We start from the raw sequence: 26,194 nt of genomic DNA, 5'->3' as shown, positions 1-26,194 counted from the left end.
GTCATTCTCCGTTTTCGGTGCGATCCCAGCCGGGGGCGAGACGGACATATTTGATCGCGCGCCGGTGGTAGGTGTAGGCGATGTGCAGAGAACCATCCTGATCGGCGAGCAGCCAGGGATAGGACATTTCCTTGTTTCGCCCGTCAGTCGAATCGTTGGAAAGGCAGGTGCCCGGACCATTTTCGATCTGGATACGCTGCGGGAAGGTCAGTCCGCCATCGCTCGAAATGCAGACGGTGACTGGCGCTCGTGGCACGCCCCAGACGGGCGCACAGCCCCCCGTTGGGTCCGCCTCCGGCCTGTCATCCTGTTCTCCGAGTTCATCGTAGAGAGAGGTCCGACGGTCCGGCGAGGCTGCAGCATTGACAGGATTACAGATAATCGCAATCCGGCCGTCATCGAGCGAGATCGCCGCGATGGAAGAGTTGTTGTTCGGCAGGTCGGTCGGTGCAGGGATCGCCCATGTGAGGCCCTGATCCATGCTCTCGGTGCGATAGACGAAGTCTGCCTGACGACGGCGGAAAAAGGCGGCTGTCCTAGTCGCGTCCAGGGGCACCGGAGACATGTGCACGCAGCCGATGGAATTCGGGAGCTCATCGAGTGACCACGTCTCGCCTGCATCTCTGCTGATGCCGATAGCTGCCGTGTCGTGGCTGCCATTCCATTTCTGCCCGGGGCGCGGGATGCATCGGAAGATAGGGAGAAGCCAGGCGCCGTCGGCGCGGACGACGACGGGCGCGCGCACGAAACTGCCGCGAGGCAGGTCGAGATAGCGCCCTTCCGCAGCGGTCAGTCGCGTCGAGTCGGCGGCATCCATTGCAATCTCCGTCATCCTGATCCGGCATTCGTCCTGATTTCCCGAAGGCTGCGAAGTGTGGATCAGGAGCAGACGGCCGTCGGGTGCTTGGAACAGGACAGGGTTCTGCTCGGAATGGTTGGGATCGGAGCTCAGGCGCTGCGGTGGTCCCCAGGTTGACGCGCCTTTCGGCAATACCGAGGCGTAGATGGAAATATCGGACTTGCCTTCGAGTGATCCGCCGAACCAGGCGCAGATGAGGCTGCCGTCAGCCCGTCTGTGCAGGAAAGAGGCATGGTTCTGGATCATCGGTGATGGCAGGAATGCCTCGATCCGGCCTTCGTGGGTCGCGGTGAGTGCGCCGGTCATGCGCCGGGCGATATCATCAGGGGTCATGGAGCACTCCTCTCAGTCTCTGAATTCCGCCTTTTCGATAAAGTTGTCAAGTTTGTTTATGTTGGAATGAGGCGAATTTTTTTGAGATGTGAAATCTAAATATCTGATATACATATAGATATTTAAATGGTCCGACTTGATTGAATTTTACATAGCAAAATCATTTGACAAACAAGAGAGGAAGTTGGATGGTTCGCACATGCCGACGAGGAGGTCGGTCTGGGAGGGTGTCATGCAATGTGAAGAGAGGCGCGAACGGGTTTCCGCAGCAGTGCTCTTCGCGATCGGAGCTGCTGCGCTCGCGGCATCCGACGCCGTGATCGTGCGTGCCCTTGATGGCGCCGTCCATCCGTTTGTCATCGCGTTTTTCCGGGCTCTTTTTGGCGTCGTTCTTGTGCTGCCTTTCCTGGCTCTGAGGCCGCGGGTGCTTATTTCGAGTTTTAGGCTTGGTCAGCATGCTTTGCGGGCTTTGTTCAAGCTCTTGGCGATGGTTGCCTTTTTCGCTGCGTTCAGCATGGGGCCGCTGGCGGATGTGACGGCTATCGCCTTCATGTCGCCGATCTTCGTCGTGCTCGGGGCTGCCTTTGTGCTCGGCGAAAGGCCGGGGCTTGCCATGTTTTGTGCAGTGCTGGTTGGTTTTTCAGGGGCGATGATCGTTGTCGGTCCATCTGCCTCGGGTTTCACGCTGGCCATCGGTCTCGCTCTCGTCGGTGCATTTCTGCAGGCCGGTATCCAGTTGATCCTGAAATCAATGTCACGCGGCGATGCGACCTCGACCCTTGTCGTGTGGAATCTGCTGCTCACCGTGCCGATATCGCTTGTGATGGCTGTGCCCTTTTTCGCCGTGCCCGGAAATCGGGAGCTGGCATTGCTGGCCCTCCAGGGCGTGGTCGGCACAAGCTGCATGGGTCTCATGACCCACGCCATGTCGCTTGCCCCCGCAAGTGTCGTCGCGCCAGTCGACTTTCTGCGGCTGCCCCTCGTGGCGCTCGGTGGTTTTGCATTGTTCAAGGAAGCCATCGCCCTGACGACCGTGGTCGGTGCCGTTCTGATCTGCCTCGCTGCGCTCATGGCTGCGCGCTCGAGAGGCGTGAAAGCTTCAAACTGAATTCATCTGGGAGGAGAATGGAAATGAGAAAGACTGCATTGTTGTGTGCCCTGGTTATGGGGACGTCCCTATCGCCTGTTTATGCCGGATCCGGTCCGATCAAGGTGGTGCTTGCCGAAGAGGCCGACCTGCTCGAGCCCTGCATGGCGACCCGCTCGAACATTGGCCGCATCATCATGGAGAATGTCAGCGAGACGCTGACGGAACTCGACATCCGTGGCGGCACCGGTGTTCAGCCCCGTCTCGCTGAGAAGTGGGAGCAGAATGCCGACGGTAGCTGGCGCTTCCATCTCCGCCAGGGCGTGAAGTTCTCCGACGGCACGGGTTTTGATGCCAAGGACGTCAAGCACAGCTTCGACCGCATCATGAGTGACAAGAACACCTGCGAGTCGCGTCGCTACTTCGGCGGCATGACGGTGACCCCGACCGTGGTCGACGACTACACGGTGGATTTCAAGGCTGATCCGGTTCAGCCGATCCTGCCTTTGCTGCTCACGCTGGTGACCATCGTTCCCGAGGAAACGCCGCTCGAATTCGTCCGCGAACCTGTCGGTACCGGCCCTTACAAGCTGTCCAACTGGACGCCCGGCCAGCAGATCGTTCTGACCAGCCGCGACGACTACTGGGGTGCGAAGCCGGAAGTGACCGAAGCGACTTACCTGTTCCGCGCCGATCCTGCTGTCCGCGCCGCGATGGTTCAGGCCGGTGAAGCCGATCTTTCGCCGTCGATCTCGCAGGTCGAGGCCACCAATCCGGCAACCGACTTCTCCTATCTTGACAGTGAAACCGTCTATCTGCGCATCGATCACAACATCGAGCCGCTGAACGATATCCGGATCCGCCGGGCGCTGAACCTTGCGATCGATCGTCAGGCCTTCCTCGGGACGCTGTTGCCGGACAGCGCCCTGCTGGCCACCGCCATCGTGCCGCCGCCGACACTCGGCTGGAACAAGGACGTGAAGGTGCCGGCCTATGATCCCGAGGCAGCCAAGAAGCTGATCGAGGAAGCCAAGGCTGACGGCGTGAAGGTCGATACCCCGATCACCATCATCGCCCGTTCGGCCAATTTCCCGAACGTCACCGAAATCATGGAAGCCATCCAGCAGCAGCTGCAGGAAGTCGGCCTCAAGGTCGATCTGAAGTTCGTGGAAGTCGCCGAGCACGAGCAGTATTACTCGAAGCCCTTCGCCGAAGGCCGCGGTCCGCAGCTTGTCGCTGCCATGCACGACAACTCGAAGGGCGATCCATCCTTCTCGATGTTCTTCAAGTATGCGACTGACGGTACTCAATCTGGCTTCTCCGACCCCAAGGTCGATGACCTGATCAAGCGTGCGTCGGCTGCCGTCGGCGACGAGCGCGCGAAGCTCTGGTCTGAGCTGATCGCTTATCTGCATGACGATGTCGTCGCCGATGTGCTTCTCTTCCACATGGTTGGTTTCTCGCGTGTCTCCGAGCGTCTGGACTTCAAGCCGACCATGGCGACGAATTCCATGCTCCAGCTGTCCGAGATCAAGATAAAGTAACTACCGGGCGGCATCGCCGCCCGCGCAACGCAAGTCATGCGGCGGGATGATCCCGCCGCATCGTTTTCTCCGAGGGTGCCATGCTGAGCTTCATCCGAAAACGCGCCGTGGCCAGTCTGATCTCGTTGATCGGGCTCGTCGTCATGGTCTTCTTCCTCTCCCGTCTGACCGGCGACCCGGCGGCTCTCTTCCTGCCGGTCGAAGCTTCGGAGGAGATGAAGAACCAGTTCCGGGAACTCCATGGTCTGAATGATCCACTTCTGGTGCAGTTCGGTCATTACGTCGCCGACGTGGCAACCGGGGATCTGGGTGAGTCCCTCCGCAAGGCGCGGCCGGCCCTTGACGTCGTGCTGGAAGCTTTCGTGTGGACGCTGTGGCTGGCGGTGATCACCATGAGCCTCGTCACGGCCGCCGCCATCGTTGTCGGTTCACTCGCCGCCTTCCGGGCCGGCGGCTTCTTTGACCGTTTCTCGTCCATCGTTTCGCTCGTAGGAGCCTCGGTCCCTGATTTCTGGCTGGCCATCGTCGCGATCGTCATTTTCGCAGTGAACCTGTCCTGGCTGCCGACATCGGGCACCGGCACCATCTGGCATTGGATCCTGCCGATATCCGTCCTATTCGTCAGGCCCTTCGGCATCATCGTTCAGGTTGTGCGCGGGTCGATGATTTCTGCGCTGTCATCTGCCTATGTCAAAACTGCGCGGGCCAAGGGGGTGAAATCGACCCCGATCATCTTTGTACACGCGCTGCGCAACGCCATGCTCCCGGTCATCACTGTTATCGGCGACCAGGCCGCCAGCCTTCTCAACGGGGCCGTGATCATCGAGACCATCTTCGGCTTTCCCGGCGTGGGCAAGCTGATGATCGATTCCATCCTGCAACGCGACTTCAACGTGGTCTTGGCGGCGATCCTTGTGACGGCGCTTGCCATCTTCCTCATGAACCTGCTGATCGACCTCGCCTATGCGCTGCTCGATCCGCGTATCCGGAACTGAGGAGGCGGACATGTCTATCGAAGCAACTGCCTTGATTGATGAGCCCCATGCGGCAAAGCGCATGTTCCGCATGCTGATGGCCGATAAGTTTGCCCTCTGCGCGGCAATCTTCCTGATCGTCATCGTGGTCATGGCGATCATCGGTCCGACTTGGCTTGGCGATCTTGCCACCAAGCAGAACCTGCGCGGGCGAAACGCCGCCCCGTTCGATTTCGAGAAGGCCTGGGTCTGGTGGATGGGCGCCGATGCGCTTGGTCGTCCGCTGCTCGCGCGCATCATCGTCGCCACCCAGAACACCGTCATGGTTGCCGCCGGTGCCGTGCTGATATCGGCCATCACCGGCACGGTTCTCGGCCTGATCGCTGGTTTTTCTTCGCCGCGGGTCAGTCAGATCATCATGCGGCTGGCCGACGTCATCATGTCCTTCCCGTCGCTGTTGATCGCCGTGATCGTGCTCTACATCCTCGGTTCGTCGATCCTGAACCTCATGATGGTGCTCGCGATCACGCGCATCCCCGTCTATCTGCGCACCACGCGAGCGGAGGTGCTGGAGATCCGCGAACGCATGTTCGTCCAGGCCGCCCGCGTCATGGGAGCATCGAGCAAACGCATTCTCTTCCGGCATATCCTGCCGGTGGTTCTCCCCACGCTCACCACGCTGGCAACGCTCGATTTTGCCTATGTCATGCTGGCCGAAAGCGCGCTTTCCTTCCTCGGCATCGGCATTCAGCCGCCGGAGATCACCTGGGGCCTTATGATCAGCCAGGGTCGGCAGTATCTCACCAATGCCTGGTGGCTTTCCTTCTGGCCGGGCCTTGCGATCATCCTGACGACGATGTCGCTCAACCTTCTCTCGAACTGGATGCGGATTGCGCTTGATCCGGTGCAGCGCTGGCGCCTGGAAATGAAAGGGGCCAAGCATGGCTGACCACCTTCTCGAAGTCCGCAACCTTTCTGTCGAGTTCCATACGGCCGTCGGCGTGGTCAAAGCGGTGCGTGACATGTCCTATCATCTCGATCGCGGCGAGACGCTCGCGATCCTCGGTGAGAGTGGGTCGGGCAAGTCGGTCTCATCGTCGGCGATCATGAACCTCATCGACATGCCGCCGGGGCGCATCAGCTCGGGCGAAATCCTGCTCGACGGCGCCGACCTTCTGAAGATGCCGCTCGCTGAGCGGCGTGAGGTCAATGGTCGCAAGATTGCGATGATCTTTCAGGATCCGCTCAGCCATCTCAATCCGGTCTATACGGTCGGCTGGCAGATCCGAGAGGCGCTGACCACGCATGGCACCGACAATACGACAGCCCAGTCGGAGGCCCTTCGCCTTCTCGGCCGCGTTGGCATCCCCGATCCGGCTCATGCGCTGGACAAATACCCGCATGAATTCTCAGGTGGTCAGCGCCAGCGCGTGATGATCGCGATGGCGCTGGCGTTGCGTCCCGATCTCCTGATTGCGGATGAGCCGACCACTGCGCTCGACGTTACCGTGCAGGCCGAAGTGCTGGCGCTTCTCAAGGAGCTGCAGCGCGAGACCGGGATGGCCGTTCTCATCATCACACACGATCTCGGCGTCGTCGCCGAGATCGCGGACCGTGTCGTGGTGATGGAAAAGGGCGTTCTGGTCGAGGCCGGCACGGTGCGCGAAGTCTACAAGAACCCGCAACATCCCTATACGAGGAAGCTGATCGCGGCGGCACCCGGCAAGGGCGAGATGCACGAGCCGCTGAAGGGTGCCGAGCCGGTCTTGAGCGTGCGGGACGTGCGCAAGAGTTACGGTGCCTTTAAGGCGCTCAAAGGCGTTTCTTTCGACCTTCTCGCGGGCGAGACGATGGCCGTCGTCGGGGAAAGCGGTTCCGGCAAATCGACGCTCGCGCGCATTCTGCTTCGCCTCGACGAGCCGGATTCTGGAGCTGCCCTCTGGAAGGGTAGGGACCTTTTCCAGCTCTCCCCGGCCGAACTCTACAAACTGCGCCGCGACCTGCAGATGGTCTTTCAGGATCCAACCCAGTCGCTCAATCCGCGCATGACCGTTTACCAGCTGATCTCGGAAGCCTGGGTCATCCACCCGGACATCCTGCCGAGGGCCAGGTGGCGAGATCGCGTCGCCGAGCTTTTGACCCAGGTCGGGCTCGGGCCGGAGCATATGGGCCGCTATCCACACCAGTTTTCCGGCGGTCAGCGCCAGCGTATCGCGATTGCCCGGGCGCTCGCGCTCGAGCCGCAACTGATCATCTGCGATGAGGCCGTGTCCGCGCTCGACGTTTCGGTCCAGGCACAAGTCATCGCGCTCCTCGACAAGCTGCGCAAGGAAATGGGCATCGCCTTCATCTTCATCGCCCATGATCTGCCCGTCGTGCGCGACTTTGCGGACCATGTGATGGTCATGCAGAAGGGCGAAGTGGTGGAGCTCGGAACCGTACGCGAGATCTTCGAGACCCCGAAGCAAGCCTATACCCAGGCGCTGCTCGCCGCCGGGCTCGATCCCGACCCCGATGTGCAGGCGCAGAACCGAGTCACGCGTCTCAGCCGCGCCTCCTAAGTCAGACAATTCCGGAGAACACCACCATGTCGAAAAAGGCCTTCGTCGCGCTCGTCACCTGTTTCAACGAGGACGAGACGATCAATTTCGAAGCCACGCGCGCGCAGCTTCGCCGTCAGGTGGCAGCCGGCAACAACATCATGTGTGCCGGCACCAATGGTGATTTCAGCGCGCTGACCTTCGAGGAGAAGGTGAAGCTAGCTGAGGCGGTCGTCGACGAGGTTGGCGGCAAGGTCGATGTCATCGTCAATGCCGGCATGCCCGCCACTTTCGAGACGATCAAGCTGGCAAAGGAGTTCGACCGCATTGGCGTGACCGCGATCGCCGTCATCACGCCCTTCTTCATCGCCTGCACCCAGGATGGCCTCGTCAGGCATTTCTCGACGGTTGCCGATGCCGTGAAGACTCCGATCTATCTCTACGATATCCCGGCCCGTACCCAGAACCACATCGAGCCCGACACGGCCCGCAAGCTCGCCGCTCACGGTAATATCGCCGGCATCAAGGACTCGGGCGGCGCCAAGGAGACGCTGGAGGCCTATCTCGCAGTCTCTCGCGACATGCCTGGCTTCGATGTCTATTCCGGCCCCGACCATCTGGTGCTCTGGGCGCTGCAGAACGGCGCTGCCGGTTGCATCTCCGGCCTCGGGAACGCTCTTCCGGATGTCTTGGCCGGCATTCTCAGGGGTTACAACAGCGGTGACATTGCGAAAGCCGAGCGCCAGCAGGCAATTTTCACGGCCTTTCGCACCGATCTCTATGCTCTCGGTTTTGCGCCGGCCATGGTGAAGCGCGCTCTTTATCTGCAGGATACGACCGTCGGTGCCAGCCGACAGCCGGCGCTGCTGCCAGATCCGGAACAGGACGCGAAAATTGCCGAAATCCTTCAGCGCTATGGGGTCGCCGTCAGCGGCTGATTGCTTCGTCGCAAACCGGCACCTTCTTCCGTATCGCCGTTGCGCCGTGATCGCGATGCTGGAGCGCGTGCGGTTCCAGAGTCTGGACAGGTGACAGACGGTGTTCGTCAAGCTCGCGCGCAAAACCAAGAGGGATGGGGCTGTCCCACTGACGCGGTCGTCGGAGCTTCACGCCTACGTCTGTGGCCCGTCGTCATGATTTCGGTTGCGTTTACGTTCTGCGTGATGCCGCCGGTCATTGCATCTGGTGCGAGTTCCGAAACGAAGAACGCGAACCTGACGTGGGTCGGAATTGTTTCCGAAACGATGCTCGCGGTTCTGTTTTTGCTACTGGAACGCCCATCTTCGCGCCGCTGGTCGCCTAGCGCAGTCTTTTCTCTGAACTATGCGCTGTGATCATTATCATTCGACTGCAGGTAGCTGAGCACCGCATCTGTGATCATCATCTTGTGGCGCCCGTAAGTGGCGGGGTCCGACAAGTCTCGCTGGAAGATCGTGCCGAAGGTATAGCGGTTCGAAACCCGAAAGAAACAAAAGGCGCTGATCAGCATATGCACGTCGATCGCGTCGGCGCGGCGCTTGAAGACACCGGTTCTCAGCCCGCGGTCGACGATGTCCTGGATGGTCCGGATGACGGAGACGTTGAGGTCGGCGATCTCGCTTGAGCGTCTCATGTGCATTGCGTGGTGAATGTTTTCGATGCTGACCAGTCGGACGAAATCAGGATTCTGTTCGTCGTGGTCGAAGGTCGTGCCGATCAGCTGACGCAGCGCTTCGTCGGGCGGGAGTTCGGCCAGTTGCAAGTCTGATTCCAGCGACCTGATCTTCCGATAGGCGCGTTCCAGAACGGCCAGATAAAGGCCTTCCTTGCTGCCGTAATAATAGTAGATCATGCGCTTCGAGGTGCGCGTCTTCTCGGCGATTGAATCCACGCGTGCGCCCGACAGGCCAAACTCGGAAAACTCCTCCGTCGCCACATCGAGAATGTCCTCCCTGGTTCGTTCAGGATCGTTCCTGCGCGTATCCTTCGCCGTCTTCGCCATGCATCTCCACCCCGTGTCAGCCTGCACGGTCCCCTGTTCCGCGCGCCGAGCCATCTGTTCATAGAACTCCGGCCCAAAGGCTTCAAGCCTTCGCTGTGTTGACACTAACTAGTTAGTACATTATTGCTGTGATCAGGTTGGGAGGCCGCATGGTGGCAGAGGCATCATGCAGGAGTTATGGGAGCGGGCATGACGCAGCAGCGCAAAGAGGCAAGAGCCGGGTTGATTGGCTTTGGCATCCAGCGTTCGCTCACCCCGGCCATGCATATGCGTGAAGGGGCTGCTCATGGCCTTGCCTACACCTACGAACTCATCGATCTCAACGAGCTGAAGAAGACCCCCGACGATCTTGAAGCCCTGATTTCGGAGGCCGAGGCGCGGGGCTTTTGCGGGCTTAATATCACCTATCCCTGCAAGCAGCGGGTGCTGCCGCTTCTGACCGAGGTTTCAGATGACGCCCGGCGTCTCGGCGCTGTCAACACGGTCGTCCTCACGGACGGAAAGCGGATCGGTCACAACACGGACTGGTCAGGTTTTGCCGAAGGGTTGCGCCGGCAGTTGCCGGATGCCGATCTTTCCTCCGTCGTTCAGATTGGCGCGGGTGGCGCCGGGGCGGCAACGGCCTTCGCCGTGCTCCAGATGGGTGCGGGGAGGCTGACCATCTTCGACATCGACGTGGCGCGCGCCGCGGAACTCGCCTCTGACATGGCCAGGCTGTTTCCTGAGGCTTGCATCGTTGCCGGCGAAGATCTCGAAAGCGCCATGGCATTGGCCAGCGGTCTGGTGCATGCAACGCCCATGGGCATGGACAAGCATCCGGGCTTGCCCCTAGCGGCCGAGTTCTTGAGCCCGCCGCTTTGGGTCGCGGAGGTCGTCTATTTCCCATTGGAGACTGCGCTCCTGCAGGCTGCGAGGCGGCGCGGCTGCCGGGTCGCCAATGGTGGCGGGATGGCGGTTTTCCAGGCGGTCGGGGCCTTTGGCCTGTTTACCGGACTGGTGCCGAATGCGCAGCGCATGCTCGCGCATTTCGCCGAGCTCACCGGCACCGATGAGATCGCTCTGGCGCGGCTTGCCTGACGCGATAAGACTAGGCCGGCCTCTTGCGCCGGCATGAGACGTGTTTCGTCGACCGGCCCCCGCCGGTCAGGGAGAAGAGGATCCCAAAGCCCGAGGAGGGGCAGGGATAAGAGGAGGAAGACATGATGATGGAAATTTCACGCCGCCTGTTTCTGGCCGGTTCGGTCGCGCTCGGCGCAATGACGGCCGTCTCCGGGCCTGCACTTGCCCAGGAGCCGGTGGCGCTCAAGCTGTCGGCCGTGTTCTCCGAGCAGGACATTCGCGCCGGCATGGTCAAGATGTTTGCCGACGAATTGAAGGACGGCTTCAAGGTCGAGCCCTTCTTCGGTGGCACGCTGTTCAAGCAGGGGACCGAACTGGTCGCGCTGCAGCGCGGCAACCTGCAGATGGGCAATATCGCGCCGCAGGATATCGCCAAGCAGGTGCCGGAATGGTCGGTGCTGACCTCGGCCTATCTCTTCCGGGACGCCGCTCATGTTCGTGCCTTCTTTGCCAGCGAGCTCGGTGCTGAGTTCAAGAAGATGGCCGAGGAAAAGGCCGGTGTGCACATTCTCGGACCGACCTATTTCGGTGCCCGTCAGGTGGGTCTGAAGGGTGATAAGAAGATCATGACGCCTGCCGATCTCTCGGGCGTGAAGCTGCGCATGCCGGGTGGCGATGCCTGGCAGTTCCTCGGCGAGGCGCTGGGCGCCAATCCGGTGCCGGTTGCCTATGCCGAAGTCTACACCGCACTGCAGACGGGTGCGATCGACGGTCAGGACAATCCGCTGCCCAATGTCAAGAATATGAAATTCTACGAAGTCATGTCGCAGATCGTCATGACCTCGCATCTGATCGGCTACGACCTGCTGACCATCTCTGCCGAAACCTGGAAGTCGCTTTCGCCGGAACAGCAGGCCAAGGTGCAGGCTGCCGCCGACAAGGCCATGCAGTGGAGCGAAGAGCAGCACATCGCCCAGGAAAAGACGCTGGTCGAAGAGTTCAAGGCTGCCGGCCTTCAGATCTACGAGCCTGATGTTGCTGCCTTCCGGAAGTTCGCCCAGGAGAAGTATCTGGCTTCCGATCTGGCGAAGTCTTGGCCCGAGGGTATCCTCGACAAGGTCGGCGCACTCTGAGCTTATCCCATTGATACCCGGGAGCTGGAAACATTCCGGCTCCCGGCCCATCAGAAAAGGCTCGGCCTATGGACACTCGATTTGCCACCATCGGACGCTGGCTCAGGCATCGGGCGGAAAATTTGCTCGCCATGATGCTCTTGGCGATGTTCTTGATCTTCCTGCTGCAGATCTTATCCCGCTATCTCTTCAACCTGTCGATCGGCTGGACCCACGAGGCGAGCGCGGCGCTTTGGATCTGGATGGTGCTGTTTGGCTCCGCCTTCGTGGTGCGGGAGGTCGATGAAATTCGCTTCGATCTGTTCTGGGGGGCGGCGACGGCACGCGGGCTTCGCGTGATGCAGGTCATCGGTTCGGCAAGCCTCGTCGCGCTCTTCACCTGGTCGCTGCCGGCTGTGATCGATTATGTCAGCTTCATGCGCGTCGAAAGCACGGCATACCTGAAGATCCGCTTCGACCTTCTCTATTCCATCTATGTCGTCTTCGCGATTGCCATGATCGTGCGCCATCTGTGGCTTTGCAAGCTGGCGATCCGCGGCAAGGCGCCCGAGGGCTTCGACCCGACCAAAGCGAGTTCCGGCGTATGAATCTTGCCAGCCCCTTTTCCCTTTCGATCGTCGTCATCACGGTACTTGCCTTTCTCGGTCTTCCGATCGGGCTTTCGATGCTCTGCGGATCGATCCTTTATTTGGCGCTTTCAGGCGCCGACATGGGGATCGTGGCCGAGCAGTTCCTCAATGGCATGTATTCGAACTATGTGATCCTTGCCGTTCCGCTCTTCATCCTGGCAGCCGAGCTGATGAACATTGGCTCCATGACGGAGCGCCTTTTGTCATTCTGCAACGTGTTCGTCGGGCGTTTTCGCGGCGGCCTCGCTCAGGTCAATGTCGTCCAGAGCATCATTTTCGCCGGCATGTCCGGTTCGGCCATCGCCGATGCTGCGGGAACCGGCAGCATGATGCAGAAGCTGATGACGGATGGGAACCGCTACACGCCGAGTTTTGCGGCCGCGCTGACGGCAGTGACTTCGGTGATCGGCCCGATCATCCCGCCGTCGATCCCGATGGTGATCTATGCGCTCGTCTCCGATGCCTCGATCGGATATCTCTTCCTTGCCGGCATGGTTCCCGGCCTGCTGATGGCCGGGCTGCAGATGGTGCAGGTTGCGATCACCGCCCGGCGGCAGAATTTCCCGGTCGAAGAACCGGTGCCGCTGCGCGAGATCCCTGGCATTACCTGGCGGGCGCTGCCTGCGCTGTTCATGCCGGTTCTGCTGCTCGGCTGCATCTATTCCGGGATCACCACGCCGACCGAAGCTGCCGCGCTTGCCGCTGCCTATGCGTTGCTGATCTCCGCCGTCATCTATCGCAGCATCTCGTGGAATGCGCTTTACGGTGCGCTGCTGACGAGCGGCAAGACCACGGCTTCGATCGGCATGCTGATCGCCGGCGCCCTGGTGTTCAACTATGTCGTAACGATCGAGAATATCCCCGAGAGCATCAAGGCGATCCTGACGAGCTGGGAGATGTCGCCGGTCGTCTTCCTGATCTTCGTCAACATCCTGCTTCTGCTGCTCGGCTGCTTCCTCGAAGGCACGACCATTCTCCTGATCGTCGTTCCGGTCCTGATCCCGACGGCGCAGGCACTTGGCATCGATCTCGTCCATTTCGGCGTCGTCGTCGTGGTGAACATCATGCTGGGGCTTGTCACGCCGCCGTATGGCCTGCTGCTCTTCATCGTGGCGAAGATCTCGAGCGCACCGCTGCGCGATATCGTCCGCGACGCCTGGCCCTTCATTCTCTGGATGGTGTTCTGCCTCGGCATAATCACCTTCATTCCGGATACGGTTCTGTGGCTGCCGCGCCTGCTCGGTTATCAGGGCTGAGGAGACCACCATGCCGGAGCATAAGCCACTCTTCATCCTGAACGGTCCAAACCTCAATCGGCTCGGGCGCCGCGAGCCGGAGATCTATGGTCACCATACGCTGGCGGACGTGGAGTACTGGTGCCGTGAGGCTGCAGGCGAATGGCCGATCGTCTTCCGCCAGACCAATAGCGAAGAGATGCTGATCGAGTCCGTTCATGACGCGATCGATGAAGGCTCCGGGATCCTGATCAATCCGGCCGCCTTTACCTTCACGTCGCTCGCGCTTCTCGATGCGCTGAAGATGTTCAAAGGACCGATCATCGAGTTCCACATCAGCAACGTGCACAGGCGCGAGCAGATTTATCACAAATCCCTCGTCTCGATGACGGCCACGGCCGTCATGGCAGGGCTCGGGGCGACGGGATACCCCCATGCGGTCAGAGCTCTGAAGCTGCTTGTCGCGGAAGGCAAACGGTGAAACGCCAACGGGCGAAACGGAGAATGCGGCGATGAAAACCTCGATTGCGACGGTCTCGATCAGCGGCGAATTCGAAGAGAAACTCTCGGCAATCGCGCGAGCCGGTTTCGACGGGATCGAGATCTTCGAGAACGACTTTCTGGCGTTCGACCGCTCACCCGCCGAAGTCGGTCATATGGTGCGTGATCACGGGCTGACGGTCTCTCTGTTCCAGCCGTTCCGCGACTTCGAAGGCATGCCGGAGCCGTTTCGCAGTCGCAACTTCGACCGCGCCGAGCGGAAGTTCGACCTGATGGCCGAGCTTGGCACGGATATCATGCTGATCTGCTCGAACACCTCGCCGGTCTCGCTCGGCGGTATCGACCGGGCAGCAGCCGATTTCCGCGAACTCGGCGAGCGCGCGGCAAAACGCGGCCTGCGTGTCGGATACGAGGCGCTGGCCTGGGGGCGTCACATCTATGATCACCGCGATGCCTGGGAAATCGTCCGTCGGGCCGATCATCCGAATATTGGCCTGATCCTCGACAGCTTCCATACGCTGGCGCGCAAGATCGATGTCAATTCGATCCGCTCGATCCCGGGTGACCGGATCTTCATCGTCCAGCTCGCCGATGCGCCGCAGATCGAGATGGATCTGCTCTACTGGTCGCGCCACTTCCGCAACATGCCGGGCGAGGGTGACCTCGCAGTGACCCCTTTCATGCAGGCGATCGCTGCCACGGGTTATGACGGCTATCTCTCGCTCGAGATCTTCAACGACCAGTTCCGTGGTGGATCGCCCGAGGCGATCTCCCGCGACGGGCGCCGCTCGCTGGTCTATCTCATGGACCAGGTCCGGCGCATCGAGCCGGACATGCGGATCCCGGTCCCGGATATGCCTGCACGCAGTGAAGTCTCCGGCATCGCCTTCGTTGAATTCGCCGTGGGCGATGACGATGGGCGCGAACTCGAGGCTCTGCTTCTGATCCTCGGTTTCAGGACCTTTGCCCGCCACCGCGCCAAGGCCGTGACGCTGATGCGGCAGGGCGACATCAACCTCGTCATCAATCGCGAGGAGAAGGGTTTCGCCAACGCGTCCTATCTCGTCCATGGCGCCAATGCCTATGCCTTCGGGTTGATGGTCGACGATGCCGCGGCGGCTCAAGCAAGAGCGCTCGAACTTGGGTCGGAAGACTTCCGCCAGACGGTCGGGCCCGGCGAGATGCAGGTGCCAGCCATTCGCGGCGTCGGAGGCGGCATCGTCTATTTCCTCGACCAGAAGAGCGCGCTCGCCAACATTTGGGACGTCGACTTCGAAGCGGTTGTCGATCAGGAGGAAAGCCGTGCTCCCGTCGGTCTGACGCGGATCGATCATCTCGCGCAGACGACGCGTTACGAAGAAATGCTGACCTGGCTGCTTTTCTACACCTCGCAGCTTGCGACGCGGAAAACGCCGATGGTGGACATCATCGACCCGGCCGGCGTTGTCCGCAGCCAAGTTGTCGAGACGCAAGACGGAACCCTGAGGATCACGCTGAACGGCGCTGAAAACCGCAATACGCTGGCCGGACGCTTCATCGCCGAAACCTTTGGCTCGGGCATCCAGCATATTGCCTTCGCAACGGACGACATTTTCTCGACCGCTGCTGCGCTGGCGCAAAACGGTTTCAAGTCGCTCGTGATTTCAGCGAACTACTACGACGATATCGAAGCCCGTTTCGGCCTCGCCCCGGAAGTGGTCGAACGGATGAAGGCGTCAAACATCCTCTACGATCGGGACGATTCCGGCGAATACTTCCAGCTCTACTCGCCGACCTATGGCGAAGGTTTCTTCTTCGAGATCGTCGAACGACGTGGCTATGCCGGTTACGGCGCGCCCAATGCCATCTTCCGTATCGCGGCGTTGAAGCGACATCTCAGGCCTAGCGGACTTCCCCGGTGATCGGATTGCCGTCTGAACTCATCTGAATGCAAACGAGGGCCGTAATCGCCTGAGTGACGCCGTGGGGGCGTTTTGAGGTCGTCACTCTGCAGCGTTGCCTTGCGTCCCGCCATGACGACGTCCGAGGAATTCGAAGAGGCGCGCAACTGCCTCTGCGCCGGGATCGACATGCCCCTCCAGCTGTCGGGCGTTGATGTAGGCCGCCCGACCGGCCCGGGCTTTGACATAGGTGGCGGTCAAATCGGCGCCGGCGCGGGCTGCACTTGCCGCCGCGGCGAAGCCCTTGTCGAAGGCCTCGAGCGCCGGAGCCAGCGCATCCACCATCGTGCGGTCGCCGAGACGGGCACCGCCAATTTCCTGCATGCGGGCAAGGCCGGCCTTGAGCGCTTCGTGCATGCTCAGTCCGCTGGAGGCACCGTCGCCTGCGGCGGCAAAGAAGATGGCAAGCAGAACCCCCGATGAGCCGCCCATCGTCTGGCTGAGTTCCTGGCCCATGGCCCGCAGCAGCTGGGTGTGATCGGCGAGCGGCAGGCGGTCGAGGGCGTCGATCAGGGCGCGTGCAGCACTTGAAAGCGTCGAGCCGGTATCGCCGTCACCGGATTTGGCGTCGAGGGCGTTGAGGTCCTTTTCGGCCTCGATCAGCAGCTTGCAGCATTCGGTGAGGAACTGACGGGTTGGCAGGTGCTCGGAGGCGAGCGGTGCAATCGGGGTCAGGCCATCGGGCAGGGCGATGATGTTAACGGGTCGGATGGCCGAGACACCCGGCCAGGCTGCGAGCGCGACGGGCTTGGCCAGCAAGTCGAGATCAGCCTTTTCCGCCGGCATGACGGAGATCGAAAAGCCGTGCATGTCGAGCGAGGTCATCATCGGCGCCGGCCCGACGATATGCGAGATGCGCGTGCCGATCGCGGACTGCACCAGTTCGTTGACGACGACGGCCATTTCCAGGACGGAGGTGCCGCCGAGATTGTTCAAGAGAACGACATGCGGCTTGTTCTCCATGCCTGCGGCGAGTTTTGCCGTCATGGCGGCCACGGCGCCCCGGACGCCGTCATAATCGATCTGCTCGACACCGGCCTCGCCGTGGATGCCGAGACCGAGTTCGGCGCGGCCGGGCGGGATGCGGGCTTCCTTCGGGGAGCCCGGCACCGTGCAGGTGTCGAGCGAGATGCCGATCGAGCGGGTATGGGCGATTACCCGTCGCGCCGTGTCGATGACGGCATCGAGGCTCGCGCCGTTCTCCGCCATGGCCCCGGCGATCTTGTGCACGAAGAGCGTGCCCGCAACGCCGCGCGACTGCGGCAGATCGGGCAGGGCGATGTCGTCGTCGACGATCACCATGCCGACATTCAGCCCGAAGGCACGGGCCCGCTCGGCCGCGAGCCCGAAGTTCAGGCGGTCGCCGGTGTAGTTCTTGACGATCAGCAGGCAGCCCAGCGGGCCGGTCACCGCAAGAATGGCGGCCAGGATCGCATCGACGCTCGGCGAGGCGAAGACATCACCACAGACGGCCGCCGTCAGCATGCCGCGTCCGACGAAGCCGGCATGGGCCGGCTCATGGCCCGATCCGCCACCCGAGACGATCGCGACCTTCGACTTGTCCCAGTCGGATCGCACCACGACGCGGATATGGGGATAGCCGTCGAGACGGCTCAAGGCTCCGGCCGAGGCCATGAGCACGCCGTCGATCGCTTCGGTGACGGCATTTTCCCTGCTGTTGAGGAATTGAGACATGAGATCCTCCCTTAGACGAGACGCTGTCCGGCCGCGTCGAAATAAAGCGGCTCGTGCGGCTGAATTTTGATGATGTCGCCGCCCTTGAGAGCGGTATGGGCATCGGTGACGGTTATGATCGGGTGTTCCCCGAGTATGAGATGCAAACGCGTCTGATCACCGAGATGTTCGACCCGGATCACCTTCGTCTCCTGGCCCTCTCCCTGGCGAATATGCTCGGGTCTCAGGCCGATCGAATGGGCCCTGGCGGGTGTTCCCGGAAAGAGGTTTGCAGGCAGCACGTTGATGCGCGGCTGGCCGAGACGGGTCGCGGCGTAGATGCTGACCGGGGCTTCGTAGATCTCGCGCGGCGATCCGAACTGCACCAGGCGTCCCTCCTTGAGCACGCCGACATGGGTCGCCATGGTCATCGCCTCGATCTGGTCATGGGTCACAAAGAGGAAGGTGGCCCCTGAGCGGGCCTGGATATTCTTCAGTTCGACCCGAAGATCGGCGCGGAGTTTCGCGTCGAGCGAGCTCAGCGGCTCGTCCATCAGATAGATCTGCGGATTGCGGACCAGCGCCCGACCAATCGACACACGCTGCATCTCGCCGCCCGAAAGGGCGGTTGCCCGGTTGTCGAGCTTGTGGGCGATCTGCAGGACCTCGGCGATTGCCTTCACCTTCTGCTCGATCTCTGCCTGCGGCGTGCGAAGTAATGGTGATTTCAGCGGAAATTCGAGATTCTGCCGCACCGTCATGTGCGGGTAGAGGGAATATTGCTGGAAGACCATCGCGACATTGCGCTGTGCGGGCGTCAGCCCGGTCATGGACTGACCACCGATCCGGATGTCGCCGCTATCCTGTGTTTCTAGGCCTGAAACCAGGCGCAGAAGTGTGGTTTTTCCGGCGCCGGTCGGGCCGAGAAGCACGACGAAGGAGCCGTCTGGAACGGTCATCGTCACGTCGTTGAGCGCACAGGTTGTGCCAAACGATTTGCCGATGCTGGAGAGGACGACTTCAGCCACGGGTGAGGACTCCTTCATTGGCTTCGGACACGAGGGCTCTCCCGCTCTTCGCATCAAAAAGGGTGAGTGAGCGGCGATCGAATTCGAGCCCAACGGAAGCGTCCGTTCGGATCGCATCGCTCGACGCCGTTCGCGCCTTGATCTCGCCATGGGAAGTCTCGATCGTGACGATCTGGGTGGTGCCGAGATATTCGACGGCGGCCACCCGTCCGCGGAGGGCGGCCGCATCCGACAGGCGGACATGTTCCGGCCTGACGCCGAGGGTCAGCGCACCCTTGCGGCCTTCGCGGGATATGGGGACCTCGATGCGGGTTCCGCCGATCGTCACCACATTGCCTCCCTCATCGATGGCGCCTTCGAAGTCGAGGAAGGACATGGGTGGCGAGCCGATGAATTTTGCTACGAACTTGGTCGCCGGCCAGTCGTAGATCTGCTGCGGCTTGCCGAACTGCTCGATCACGCCGTGGTTCATGACGACGATCTTATCGCCCATCTGCATGGCTTCCAGCTGGTCATGGGTGACGTAGACGGTTGTCGCCCCCATGCGGTCATGCAGGGCGCGCAACTCCTCTGCCATATGTTCGCGGAACTCCGCATCGAGCGCGCCTAAGGGCTCGTCCATGAAGAAGGCCTTGGGCTCGCGCACGATCGCGCGGCCAAGGGCGACGCGCTGGCGATCGCCACCCGAGAGACCTCCGACCGGTTTATCGAGGATTGTTTCGATCTGCAGGATGCGGGCGACTTCGGCGACGCGACGATCCACCTCCGCGCGTGATACGCCTTGGCTGACCAGGGGGTAGGAGATGTTCTTGCGCACGTTCATGTGCGGATAAAGCGCGAACATCTGGAAGACGAAGGCGATGTCGCGCTCGCTGGCACGCTTCATGCCGACCTCTTCGCCGCCGATGTAGATCTCGCCACTGGTCGGCAGTTCAAGACCGGCCATCATGCGCAGCGTCGTCGTCTTGCCGCAGCCGGATGGGCCTAGCAGCATGAAGAACTCGCCATCCTCGACAGTGAAAGTGGACGACTTCACCGCATTGAAGGCTCCGAAGTCCTTGCGCAGGTTTTCAACGCGAATCTGGGCCATGACCTACTCCGGAAAATGACTGACGACGATGAACATGACGGTTCCGATCAGCGTCACCGGAAAGGAGAAGGTAAAGAGCGTCAGTGAAAGCGGCTGCATCAGCATGACCACGCCGAGCGCGATCAGGCCCGAGGCGAGCAGTTCCCATTCGGACCGGCGAAACCGGCTGAGGCGGGCAAGAAAGTTCATCATTTGCGCACGGCTCCGAAGGTGATGCCACGGAGCAGATGCTTGCGCAGCAGCACGGTGAAGATGACGACGGGCATGAGGAACAGGCTCGCAGCCGCCGCGACCGCCGGCCAGTCGATGCCGCCGCCGACCGACAGGATGGTCGGGATAAAGGGCGGCGCCGTCTGGGCATTGCCGCTCGTCAGCAGGACGGCGAAGGCATATTCGTTCCAGGCGAAGATCAAGCAGAAGATCGCGGTGGAGGCTATGCCCGTTGCCGCTTGCGGAAGCACCACTTTGTAAAACGCCTGGAAGCGGGTGTAGCCGTCGATGAGTGCCGCTTCCTCATATTCGCGCGGAATTTCGTCGATGAAACCCTTGAGCAGCCAGACCGACAGGGACAGGTTGACCGCCGTATAAAGCAGGATCATGCCGAGGTGCGTATCCGAAAGCCCGAGCTGGCGGAACATCAGGTAGATCGGGATTGCGACAGCGATCGGCGGCATCATGCGGGTCGAGAGGATGAAGAACAGGAGGTCGTCCTTGAGCGGCACCTTGAAGCGGCTAAAGGCATAGGCGGCCAGCGTTCCCAGGAAGATCGACAAAAATGTCGAGCCGAAGCCGATGATGACCGAGTTCAGGAAACGTTGCCCGAAGCGCGACGGACCCGAAATGATCATGCCTCTTTCGCGGGTAATCTTGTCGTACCAGGTGGTGGGTGCCGGCAGTTTTGCCAGGTCCTCCGCCGAGGGGCGGGACTGGGTCGTGAAGAGGTTCACATAACCTTCCAGCGTCGGCTGGAAGACGACCTTCGGCGGATAGCTGATCGAATCCGGGCCTGACTTGAAGCTCGTCGAGATGATCCAGAGCAGCGGGATCAGCGTGATCACCGCGTAAAGTCCGACCAGGATGCCGGCAAGCCACTTGGAGGCGGTCGACGGTTCGGTGACGGAATGAGCACTCATCGTTCTTTCACCTTGTTCAGGGCCTTCACGTAGATGGAGGCAAGGCCGAATACCGTGACGAAGAGGACAATCGCGTAGGCGCTGGAATAGCCGGTCCGCCATTTCTCGAAGGCCTCGCGCTTCAGGTCGATCGAGGCGAGCAGCGTCTCGTCCCCCGGCCCGCCACCGGTCAGAAGAACCACGAGGTCGAACATCCGGAAGTTCTCGATGCCGCGGAACAGGACCGCAAGCATCAGGAACGGCAGAGCCATAGGCAGGGTGATCGTCCAGAACTGTCGCCACTTCGAAGCCCGGTCGACTTCGGCTGCCTCATAGATGTAGTCGGGGATGGAGCGCAGGCCGGCCAGGCAGATCAGCATGACGAAGGGCGTCCACATCCAGGTGTCGACGATGACGATCGCCCAGCGCGCCCAGCCGCCCGGGCCGAGCATCGAGAAACTGTCAGCAGGAATGCCGGTCAGGAATTCGACAGCGTAGTTCACGAGGCCGATCTGTGGCTGGTAGAGGAAGGTCCAGAAATTGCCGACAACGGCCGGCGAGAGCATCATCGGGATGACGATCAGCGTCGTCACCAGGTCGTTGCCCTTGAACTTGCGGTTGATCAGCCATGCCAGGGAAAAGCCGATCAGCACCTGGAAGATGATCGTCCAGATGAGGAAATGGGCTGTCGTCTGCATGTTCGCCCAGGTGTCGGCGTCGGTCAGGATGCGCTCGTAGTTGCGCAATCCGACCCATTTGACCTCGGCGTTGGGCTTGTTCGCGGCGAAGTTCGTGAAGGACAGGCGGATCGTCCAGATCAGCGGAAAGATGTTGACCGACAGAAGCAGGAAGATCGTGGGGGCTACGAAGATCCAGGCGATGGCCCGGTCGCTCAAGCCCCGGATGCGTCTGGCAACCGGTTGTGGCGTCGCGCGGGCGAGGCGGTCTGCGGGTGTGTCGGTCATCATCTGGATCCGTATTGCGTTTCCAAAGAGCAGCCGCATGCGGTGCCGTGCCCCATGAGACAACATGGCAAAGCTCGGTTGTGCCGGCAGGCTTCAAGAGTTTCAGAGGTCGATGCCGGCGGCAACGCTGGCTTTGAGCTCTTCCCCGGCGTGGCCGGGGAAGAGATTGGCGCATGCCTCTGGATAGCTGTCCCGAGGCAGCCCTTCCAAGGGTCAGAGTTTGCCTTCGTCCTCGAAGGTTTCCGTCCAGTCGGCAATCAGGCCGTCCAGCGCTTCCTTCGCGGTGCCGTTGCCGGCCACGACATAGTCGTGGAAGCGCTTCTGCGAGGCCTGGAGGAGCGTCGCATAGGACGGCTCGGCCCAGAAGTCCTTCACGATCGCCATGCTGTCGAGGAAGGTCTGCGCATAGGGCTGGCTCTTGGCGAAGTTCGGGTCTTCGACGACGGCACGCAGGCAGGAGAAGCCACCCTTCGACCACCACTTGTCCTGCACGTCCTTCTGGGCAAACCATTTGATGTAGGCCAGTGCGCCGTCCATGTTGTCGGTATTGGCGACGACCGAAATGCCCTGGCCGCCGAGCTGGGCGAATTTTTCGCCACCCGGGCCTGCCGGGTTGACAAGATAGCCGGTCTTGCCGCCTCCGACATTCGGATCCGCCTCGAAGCCCGGCCAGGTGAAGGCGAAGTTCATCTGCATGGCGACCTGACCCGACTTGTAAGCGTCGATGCCTTCGCCCATGTAGGTGTTGGACGTACCCGGTGCGACACAGCAATCATAGAGAGACTTGTAGAATTCGAGGCCCTTCACAGCGCCTTCCGAATTGACGAAGCCTTCCATCTCATAGGGCTTTTCCGGATTGTCATACTTGAAGCCATAGCTATAGAGCACGTCCATCACGCCCATCGTGATGCCTTCCGAGCCACGCTCGGTGTAGATCGAGGCGCCATAGACGGTCTTGCCGTCGATATCGCGGCCCTGGAAGAATTCCGCGACCTGCTTTAACTCGTCGAAGGTGGCCGGCGGTGTCAGGTCGCGACCGAATTTTTCCTTGAAGGCGGTCTGGATTTCCGGGCGCTCGAACCAGTCCTTCCGGTAGGTCCAGCCGACCACGTCGCCGAAGGCCGGAAGCGACCAGTAATTCGGGGTGTTCTTCGGCCATTCTGAATAGCCCGTCACGGTCGCCGGCACGAAGGCATCCATCTTGATGCCTTCCTTGTCGAAGAAGTCGTTGAGCTTCACATACCAGCCGTTCTCGGCTGCGCCACCGATCCACTGGCTGTCACCGATCATCAGGTCGCACAGCTTGCCGCCCGAATTGAGTTCGTTGAGCATGCGGTCGGCGAAGTTCGGCCACGGCACAAATTCGAATTTCATCTTGATGCCGGACGAAGCCTCAAAGTCCTTGCTGAGTTCGACCAGCGCATTGGCAGGGTCCCAGGCGGCCCAGCAGAGGGTCAATTCCTTTTCGTCGGCATGGGCCGTCGCTGCGCCGAAACTCATCGAACAGGCGACCGTTCCGGCAGCAAGCAGGCCTTTCACGTAAAGCGATTTCATCATGTCATCCTCCCAGCGCCGTCCGGTTCCCAGCGGATGGCGAAACGCCCTTGCGGGCCACATGCCGGCTCCAAACCCTAATCTCTGGCCGGCCTCCTCCAGCGGAACGGGCTGCAGTGAATGCATCTCCCCCCGAACCAACAGGGAGGCTAATTGATGTGCGCACCTCAACGCAAGCAATTTTTGAGGTGCGCACATCAATTCTTGCGTTTACGACTGTTTTGAAGGAAAGCTCTGAGGCGCAAATCAGCAGGAAGTCATCATGCGTCCAACAGCGAAAGATCTGGCCGAGGCTGCAGGCGTCAGCCTTGCGACCGTCGACCGTGTCTTGAACGATCGGCCGAATGTGAGCCCGAAGGCTGCCCGGCTGGTCAATGACGCGATCGAGCGGATCGGCTTCGTCCGCAATCCTGCCGCCGTCAGCCTTGCTCGGAACAAGGTCTACCGCTTCCTCTTTCTGCTGCCCGACAGCGGTGATCTCTACCTGAGGGAATTGCTGCGCCATGTGGAGGAACTGACGAGTGCGCTCAAGGGCGACCTGACCGAAGTCTCGTATCGCCAGATCGAGACCGACGACGCGCACGGTCTCGCCAAGCTGCTTTCCAGCCTCGACAAGGAGACTGTTGACGGCGTTGCCGTGATGGCCCCGGAATCGCCCCAGGTCCGCGACGCCATGGCCCGGCTCCTGGAGCGCAACATCAAGGTCGTGCAATTCCTGTCCGGCCAGGAAAAGCTGCCCGAGGCAGACTTTGTCGGCATCGACAATTTCGCGGCTGGCGCGACCGCAGGCAAGCTGATGGGGATGCTCGCGGGTTCACAGCCGGGTAAGGTGATGGTGATTGCCGAGACCATGCAGTCGCTCGACAGCATTCAACGTCGCCTCGGCTTCGATCAGGTGATCAACAGAGCCTTTCCGCACTTGATCTGCCTTCCGTCGATTGAGACCCATGCCGACGAGGCACGCACCCGCCAAGTGGTGTCCCGGGTGCTTGCCGGTAATCGAGACGTTTCCGGCATCTACGTGCTCAGTGCCGAGGCCCGGGCGCCGATCTTGGCGGCTGCCGGAAACGTCGAGCTCGGTGGCATCGCCGTGGTCGTCCACGAGCGAACACCCTTTACGGAACAGGCGCTGCGCGACGACCTGCTCGATGCCGTGATCGCCCAGGATCCGGGCCATGCGGTGCGCAGCGCCATTCGGATCATGCGTGCCCGGTCCGACGCCCGAGAGCCGCTTGCTGCCCAGGAAAAGATCCGTATCGAGATCCTGCTCAAGGAAAACCTGTGACCGAAGTGGCGGGCAGGCCGAGAGGTCGTTCCCGCCGGACGTCCTCCCTCTTCCTTTAATACCCCAGGGCAATCCCATCCTTGCGGGACTCCGATGCCCCCGTCAGGGTGCCATGGTCCCAGTCGATCCGGATGACCTGTGCGCCACCGATCGGATCTTCCGCGGGCACGATTTCGAAACCGCGGCGAGTCAGTTCCGTGAGGGTCTCCGGCGAAACGGTGTGTTCCACCTCGACACGCGGCACCTGGCCGCCGACCGGGATCAGGCGGGGCAGGTCGATCGCATCCTGCATGTCCATGTCGTAGTCGACGACTTTAGAGATGAGATGGGCATGGCCCATGGCCTGGTAGTAGCCGCCCATCACACCGAAGGACATTTCCGTACGTCCGTTTCGAGTCACCATGCCGGGGATGATGGTGTGCAGGGGGCGCTTCTCCGGCGCGATCATGTTGGGGTGGCCACGCTTCAGCGAGAAGCTCTGGCCGCGATTGTGCAGGATCACGCCGGATTGGGGTGCGACAAGCCCGGTGCCGAAACTGTCGAAGATCGAGTTGATGAAGCTCACCGCATTGCGTTCTTCGTCGACGATTGAAATGTAGACCGTGTCGCGATGCAGCGGCATCTCGAAGTCCGGCAGTTCGGTCAGGGCGCGGGTCAAGTCGATCTTCTCGGCGAGACCGCGTGCGAAGCCCGGCGACAGCAGTTCGTCGATCGGGACATTCGCCTTAGCCGGATCGGCGATCCAGGCGTCGCGCGCGGCATAGGCGAGGCGGGTCGCTTCGATCTCTAGATGCAGCCGATCGGGGGACTGAGGTTCCAACGCGTTGTCAAAGTTGGAGAGGATGTTGAGGATCAGCAGCGCGATGATGCCCTGACCGTTCGGCGGGCATTCATGGATGGTGTAGCCGCGGAAATCGGTGGTAACCGGGTCGACATACTCACCTTTCGCCGCTGCAAAGTCCTCAAGCGTGTGCAGGCCGCCATGCGCTTTCAGATGCGAGACCATGTCTTCTGCAACGGAGCCTCGGTAGAAGCCATCACGTCCTTCCGCTGCGATCTTGCGCAGCGTGGCGGCGAGTTTTGGCTGCCGATGCATTTCACCGATCCGAGGCGCGCGTCCGTCGGGCAGGAAGATCTCGGCTGCTGCCTTGTCGGCGGCGAGAAGTTCCTCCTCCTTCGCCCAGTCGCGGTGAACGCGCGGCGTAATGGCATAGCCGTCTTCCGCATAGCGTATCGCCGGGGCCAGAACGTCTGCGAGCGGCAGGCGACCATGATCAGTATGCAGGCGGGTCCAGGCATCGATTGCACCCGGAATGGTGACGGCAGACGGTGACTGCCGGGGAACTTCGGTCAGACCGCGCTCCTCGAACCAGTCAACGGTCAGCGCCTTCGGGGTCCGGCCGGAGCCGTTATACGCCAGCACACGTTCACCACCCTTTGGTGCGTAAAGCACGAAACAATCCCCTCCGATGCCTGTCGAACCGGGTTCGACCACGCATTGAACGGCACAGGCAGCAATCGCCGCATCCATCGCGTTGCCGCCGGCCTGCAGGATGTTGACCGCCGTCAGCGTTGCGTATGGATGGGAGGTCGCAGCCATGGCTTTGGCCGAGACGGCCACCGACCGCGTCGGCTTCTCAAAATTGCGCATCCTTGTCAGTCTCCTCGTAT

Annotated in this window: 24 protein-coding genes; 14 read left to right on the top strand and 10 right to left on the bottom strand. The window is 61.2% G+C overall.

Annotation, left to right across the window (positions count from 1 at the left end; all coding sequences use genetic code 11):
* Position 1: 1 nt before the first annotated feature.
* Positions 2 to 1,192, bottom strand: a complete 1,191-nt coding sequence (locus ACT53S_RS13975; RefSeq protein ID WP_476067428.1) for a sialidase family protein — start codon at positions 1,190 to 1,192, stop codon at positions 2 to 4.
* 232 nt (positions 1,193 to 1,424) lie between these two features.
* Between ACT53S_RS13975 and ACT53S_RS13970 the strand changes: the two genes are divergently transcribed.
* The 7 genes from ACT53S_RS13970 (at position 1,425) to ACT53S_RS13940 (ending at position 8,671) form a co-directional block, all read left to right on the top strand.
* Positions 1,425 to 2,300 (top strand): DMT family transporter, encoded by an 876-nt coding sequence (locus ACT53S_RS13970; RefSeq protein ID WP_476067427.1) that lies wholly within the window; start codon positions 1,425 to 1,427, stop codon positions 2,298 to 2,300.
* Positions 2,301 to 2,323: 23 nt separating this feature from the next.
* On the top strand, positions 2,324 to 3,823 hold the full coding sequence (locus ACT53S_RS13965) for an ABC transporter substrate-binding protein (RefSeq protein ID WP_174238527.1): 1,500 nt from the start codon (positions 2,324 to 2,326) through the stop codon (positions 3,821 to 3,823).
* Between the two features lie 80 nt (positions 3,824 to 3,903).
* On the top strand, positions 3,904 to 4,818 hold the full coding sequence (locus ACT53S_RS13960) for an ABC transporter permease (RefSeq protein WP_113378699.1): 915 nt from the start codon (positions 3,904 to 3,906) through the stop codon (positions 4,816 to 4,818).
* 10 nt (positions 4,819 to 4,828) lie between these two features.
* Positions 4,829 to 5,746 carry an ABC transporter permease gene (locus ACT53S_RS13955; RefSeq protein ID WP_476067426.1) on the top strand — a complete coding sequence of 306 codons (918 nt, stop codon included), beginning with the start codon at positions 4,829 to 4,831 and terminating at the stop codon, positions 5,744 to 5,746.
* The gene (locus tag ACT53S_RS13950) at positions 5,739 to 7,358 is read left to right on the top strand and encodes an ABC transporter ATP-binding protein (protein WP_476067425.1); all 1,620 of its coding nucleotides are present in this window, start codon (positions 5,739 to 5,741) and stop codon (positions 7,356 to 7,358) included. The genes ACT53S_RS13955 and ACT53S_RS13950 overlap by 8 nt, the downstream gene beginning before the upstream one ends.
* A gap of 26 nt (positions 7,359 to 7,384) precedes the next feature.
* A complete protein-coding gene (locus tag ACT53S_RS13945; protein WP_476067424.1) occupies positions 7,385 to 8,275 on the top strand; it encodes a dihydrodipicolinate synthase family protein in 891 nt (296 codons plus the stop codon).
* A gap of 90 nt (positions 8,276 to 8,365) precedes the next feature.
* The gene (locus ACT53S_RS13940; RefSeq protein ID WP_476067423.1) at positions 8,366 to 8,671 is read left to right on the top strand and encodes an efflux RND transporter permease subunit; all 306 of its coding nucleotides are present in this window, start codon (positions 8,366 to 8,368) and stop codon (positions 8,669 to 8,671) included.
* Here ACT53S_RS13940 and ACT53S_RS13935 read toward each other — a convergent pair.
* On the bottom strand, positions 8,659 to 9,318 hold the full coding sequence (locus tag ACT53S_RS13935) for a TetR/AcrR family transcriptional regulator (protein WP_113378694.1): 660 nt from the start codon (positions 9,316 to 9,318) through the stop codon (positions 8,659 to 8,661). The two genes, ACT53S_RS13940 and ACT53S_RS13935, sit on opposite strands and share 13 nt — an antisense overlap.
* 189 nt (positions 9,319 to 9,507) lie before the next feature.
* On the opposite strand from ACT53S_RS13935, the gene ACT53S_RS13930 reads away from it, so the two are divergent.
* From ACT53S_RS13930 to ACT53S_RS13905, 6 genes are all read left to right on the top strand, one after another.
* Positions 9,508 to 10,395, top strand: a complete 888-nt coding sequence (locus ACT53S_RS13930; RefSeq protein ID WP_142071096.1) for a shikimate dehydrogenase — start codon at positions 9,508 to 9,510, stop codon at positions 10,393 to 10,395.
* Positions 10,396 to 10,517: 122 nt separating this feature from the next.
* Positions 10,518 to 11,510 (top strand): TRAP transporter substrate-binding protein DctP, encoded by a 993-nt coding sequence (gene dctP / locus ACT53S_RS13925; RefSeq protein ID WP_476067422.1) that lies wholly within the window; start codon positions 10,518 to 10,520, stop codon positions 11,508 to 11,510.
* Positions 11,511 to 11,578: 68 nt separating this feature from the next.
* Positions 11,579 to 12,097, top strand: a complete 519-nt coding sequence (locus ACT53S_RS13920) for a TRAP transporter small permease (protein WP_476067421.1) — start codon at positions 11,579 to 11,581, stop codon at positions 12,095 to 12,097.
* Positions 12,094 to 13,395 (top strand): TRAP transporter large permease, encoded by a 1,302-nt coding sequence (locus ACT53S_RS13915; protein ID WP_476067420.1) that lies wholly within the window; start codon positions 12,094 to 12,096, stop codon positions 13,393 to 13,395. Before ACT53S_RS13920 ends, ACT53S_RS13915 begins: the two co-directional genes overlap by 4 nt.
* A 10-nt stretch (positions 13,396 to 13,405) precedes the next feature.
* Positions 13,406 to 13,855 carry a type II 3-dehydroquinate dehydratase gene (locus tag ACT53S_RS13910; RefSeq protein WP_113378689.1) on the top strand — a complete coding sequence of 150 codons (450 nt, stop codon included), beginning with the start codon at positions 13,406 to 13,408 and terminating at the stop codon, positions 13,853 to 13,855.
* Positions 13,856 to 13,886: 31 nt separating this feature from the next.
* Entirely contained in the window at positions 13,887 to 15,776 is a 1,890-nt protein-coding gene (locus ACT53S_RS13905) for a bifunctional sugar phosphate isomerase/epimerase/4-hydroxyphenylpyruvate dioxygenase family protein (protein ID WP_476067419.1), read from the top strand.
* A gap of 81 nt (positions 15,777 to 15,857) precedes the next feature.
* Here ACT53S_RS13905 and ACT53S_RS13900 read toward each other — a convergent pair whose 3' ends face one another.
* The 7 genes from ACT53S_RS13900 to ACT53S_RS13870 form a co-directional block, all read right to left on the bottom strand.
* The gene (locus ACT53S_RS13900; RefSeq protein ID WP_476067418.1) at positions 15,858 to 17,510 is read right to left on the bottom strand and encodes a dihydroxyacetone kinase subunit DhaK; all 1,653 of its coding nucleotides are present in this window, start codon (positions 17,508 to 17,510) and stop codon (positions 15,858 to 15,860) included.
* Positions 17,511 to 17,521: 11 nt separating this feature from the next.
* Entirely contained in the window at positions 17,522 to 18,517 is a 996-nt protein-coding gene (locus ACT53S_RS13895) for an ABC transporter ATP-binding protein (protein WP_476067417.1), read from the bottom strand.
* Complete coding sequence (locus tag ACT53S_RS13890) at positions 18,510 to 19,607, bottom strand: ABC transporter ATP-binding protein (RefSeq protein ID WP_476067416.1); 1,098 nt, start codon at positions 19,605 to 19,607, stop codon at positions 18,510 to 18,512. The genes ACT53S_RS13895 and ACT53S_RS13890 overlap by 8 nt, the downstream gene beginning before the upstream one ends.
* 3 nt (positions 19,608 to 19,610) lie before the next feature.
* Positions 19,611 to 19,799, bottom strand: a complete 189-nt coding sequence (locus tag ACT53S_RS13885) for a hypothetical protein (protein ID WP_476067415.1) — start codon at positions 19,797 to 19,799, stop codon at positions 19,611 to 19,613.
* Positions 19,796 to 20,740 (bottom strand): carbohydrate ABC transporter permease, encoded by a 945-nt coding sequence (locus tag ACT53S_RS13880; protein WP_476067414.1) that lies wholly within the window; start codon positions 20,738 to 20,740, stop codon positions 19,796 to 19,798. Before ACT53S_RS13880 ends, ACT53S_RS13885 begins: the two co-directional genes overlap by 4 nt.
* Positions 20,737 to 21,684 (bottom strand): carbohydrate ABC transporter permease, encoded by a 948-nt coding sequence (locus tag ACT53S_RS13875; protein ID WP_142071075.1) that lies wholly within the window; start codon positions 21,682 to 21,684, stop codon positions 20,737 to 20,739. Before ACT53S_RS13875 ends, ACT53S_RS13880 begins: the two co-directional genes overlap by 4 nt.
* Positions 21,685 to 21,897: 213 nt before the next feature.
* Positions 21,898 to 23,184: an ABC transporter substrate-binding protein gene (locus ACT53S_RS13870; protein ID WP_476067490.1), complete on the bottom strand. Its 1,287-nt coding sequence runs from the start codon at positions 23,182 to 23,184 to the stop codon at positions 21,898 to 21,900.
* A 316-nt stretch (positions 23,185 to 23,500) separates the two neighbouring features.
* Here ACT53S_RS13870 and ACT53S_RS13865 point away from each other — a divergent pair, with 316 nt between their 5' ends.
* Positions 23,501 to 24,523, top strand: a complete 1,023-nt coding sequence (locus tag ACT53S_RS13865; protein ID WP_476067413.1) for a LacI family DNA-binding transcriptional regulator — start codon at positions 23,501 to 23,503, stop codon at positions 24,521 to 24,523.
* A 55-nt stretch (positions 24,524 to 24,578) separates the two neighbouring features.
* Here the strand turns inward: ACT53S_RS13865 and ggt are convergent, their stop codons facing one another.
* Entirely contained in the window at positions 24,579 to 26,174 is a 1,596-nt protein-coding gene (ggt, locus tag ACT53S_RS13860; protein WP_476067412.1) for a gamma-glutamyltransferase, read from the bottom strand.
* Positions 26,175 to 26,194 lie beyond the last annotated feature (20 nt).

Source organism: Allorhizobium sp. DMC15, assembly GCF_056314065.1.
The sequence above is the reverse complement of the archived record's forward strand: the minus strand, read 5'-3'. Positions and strand labels throughout refer to the sequence as shown.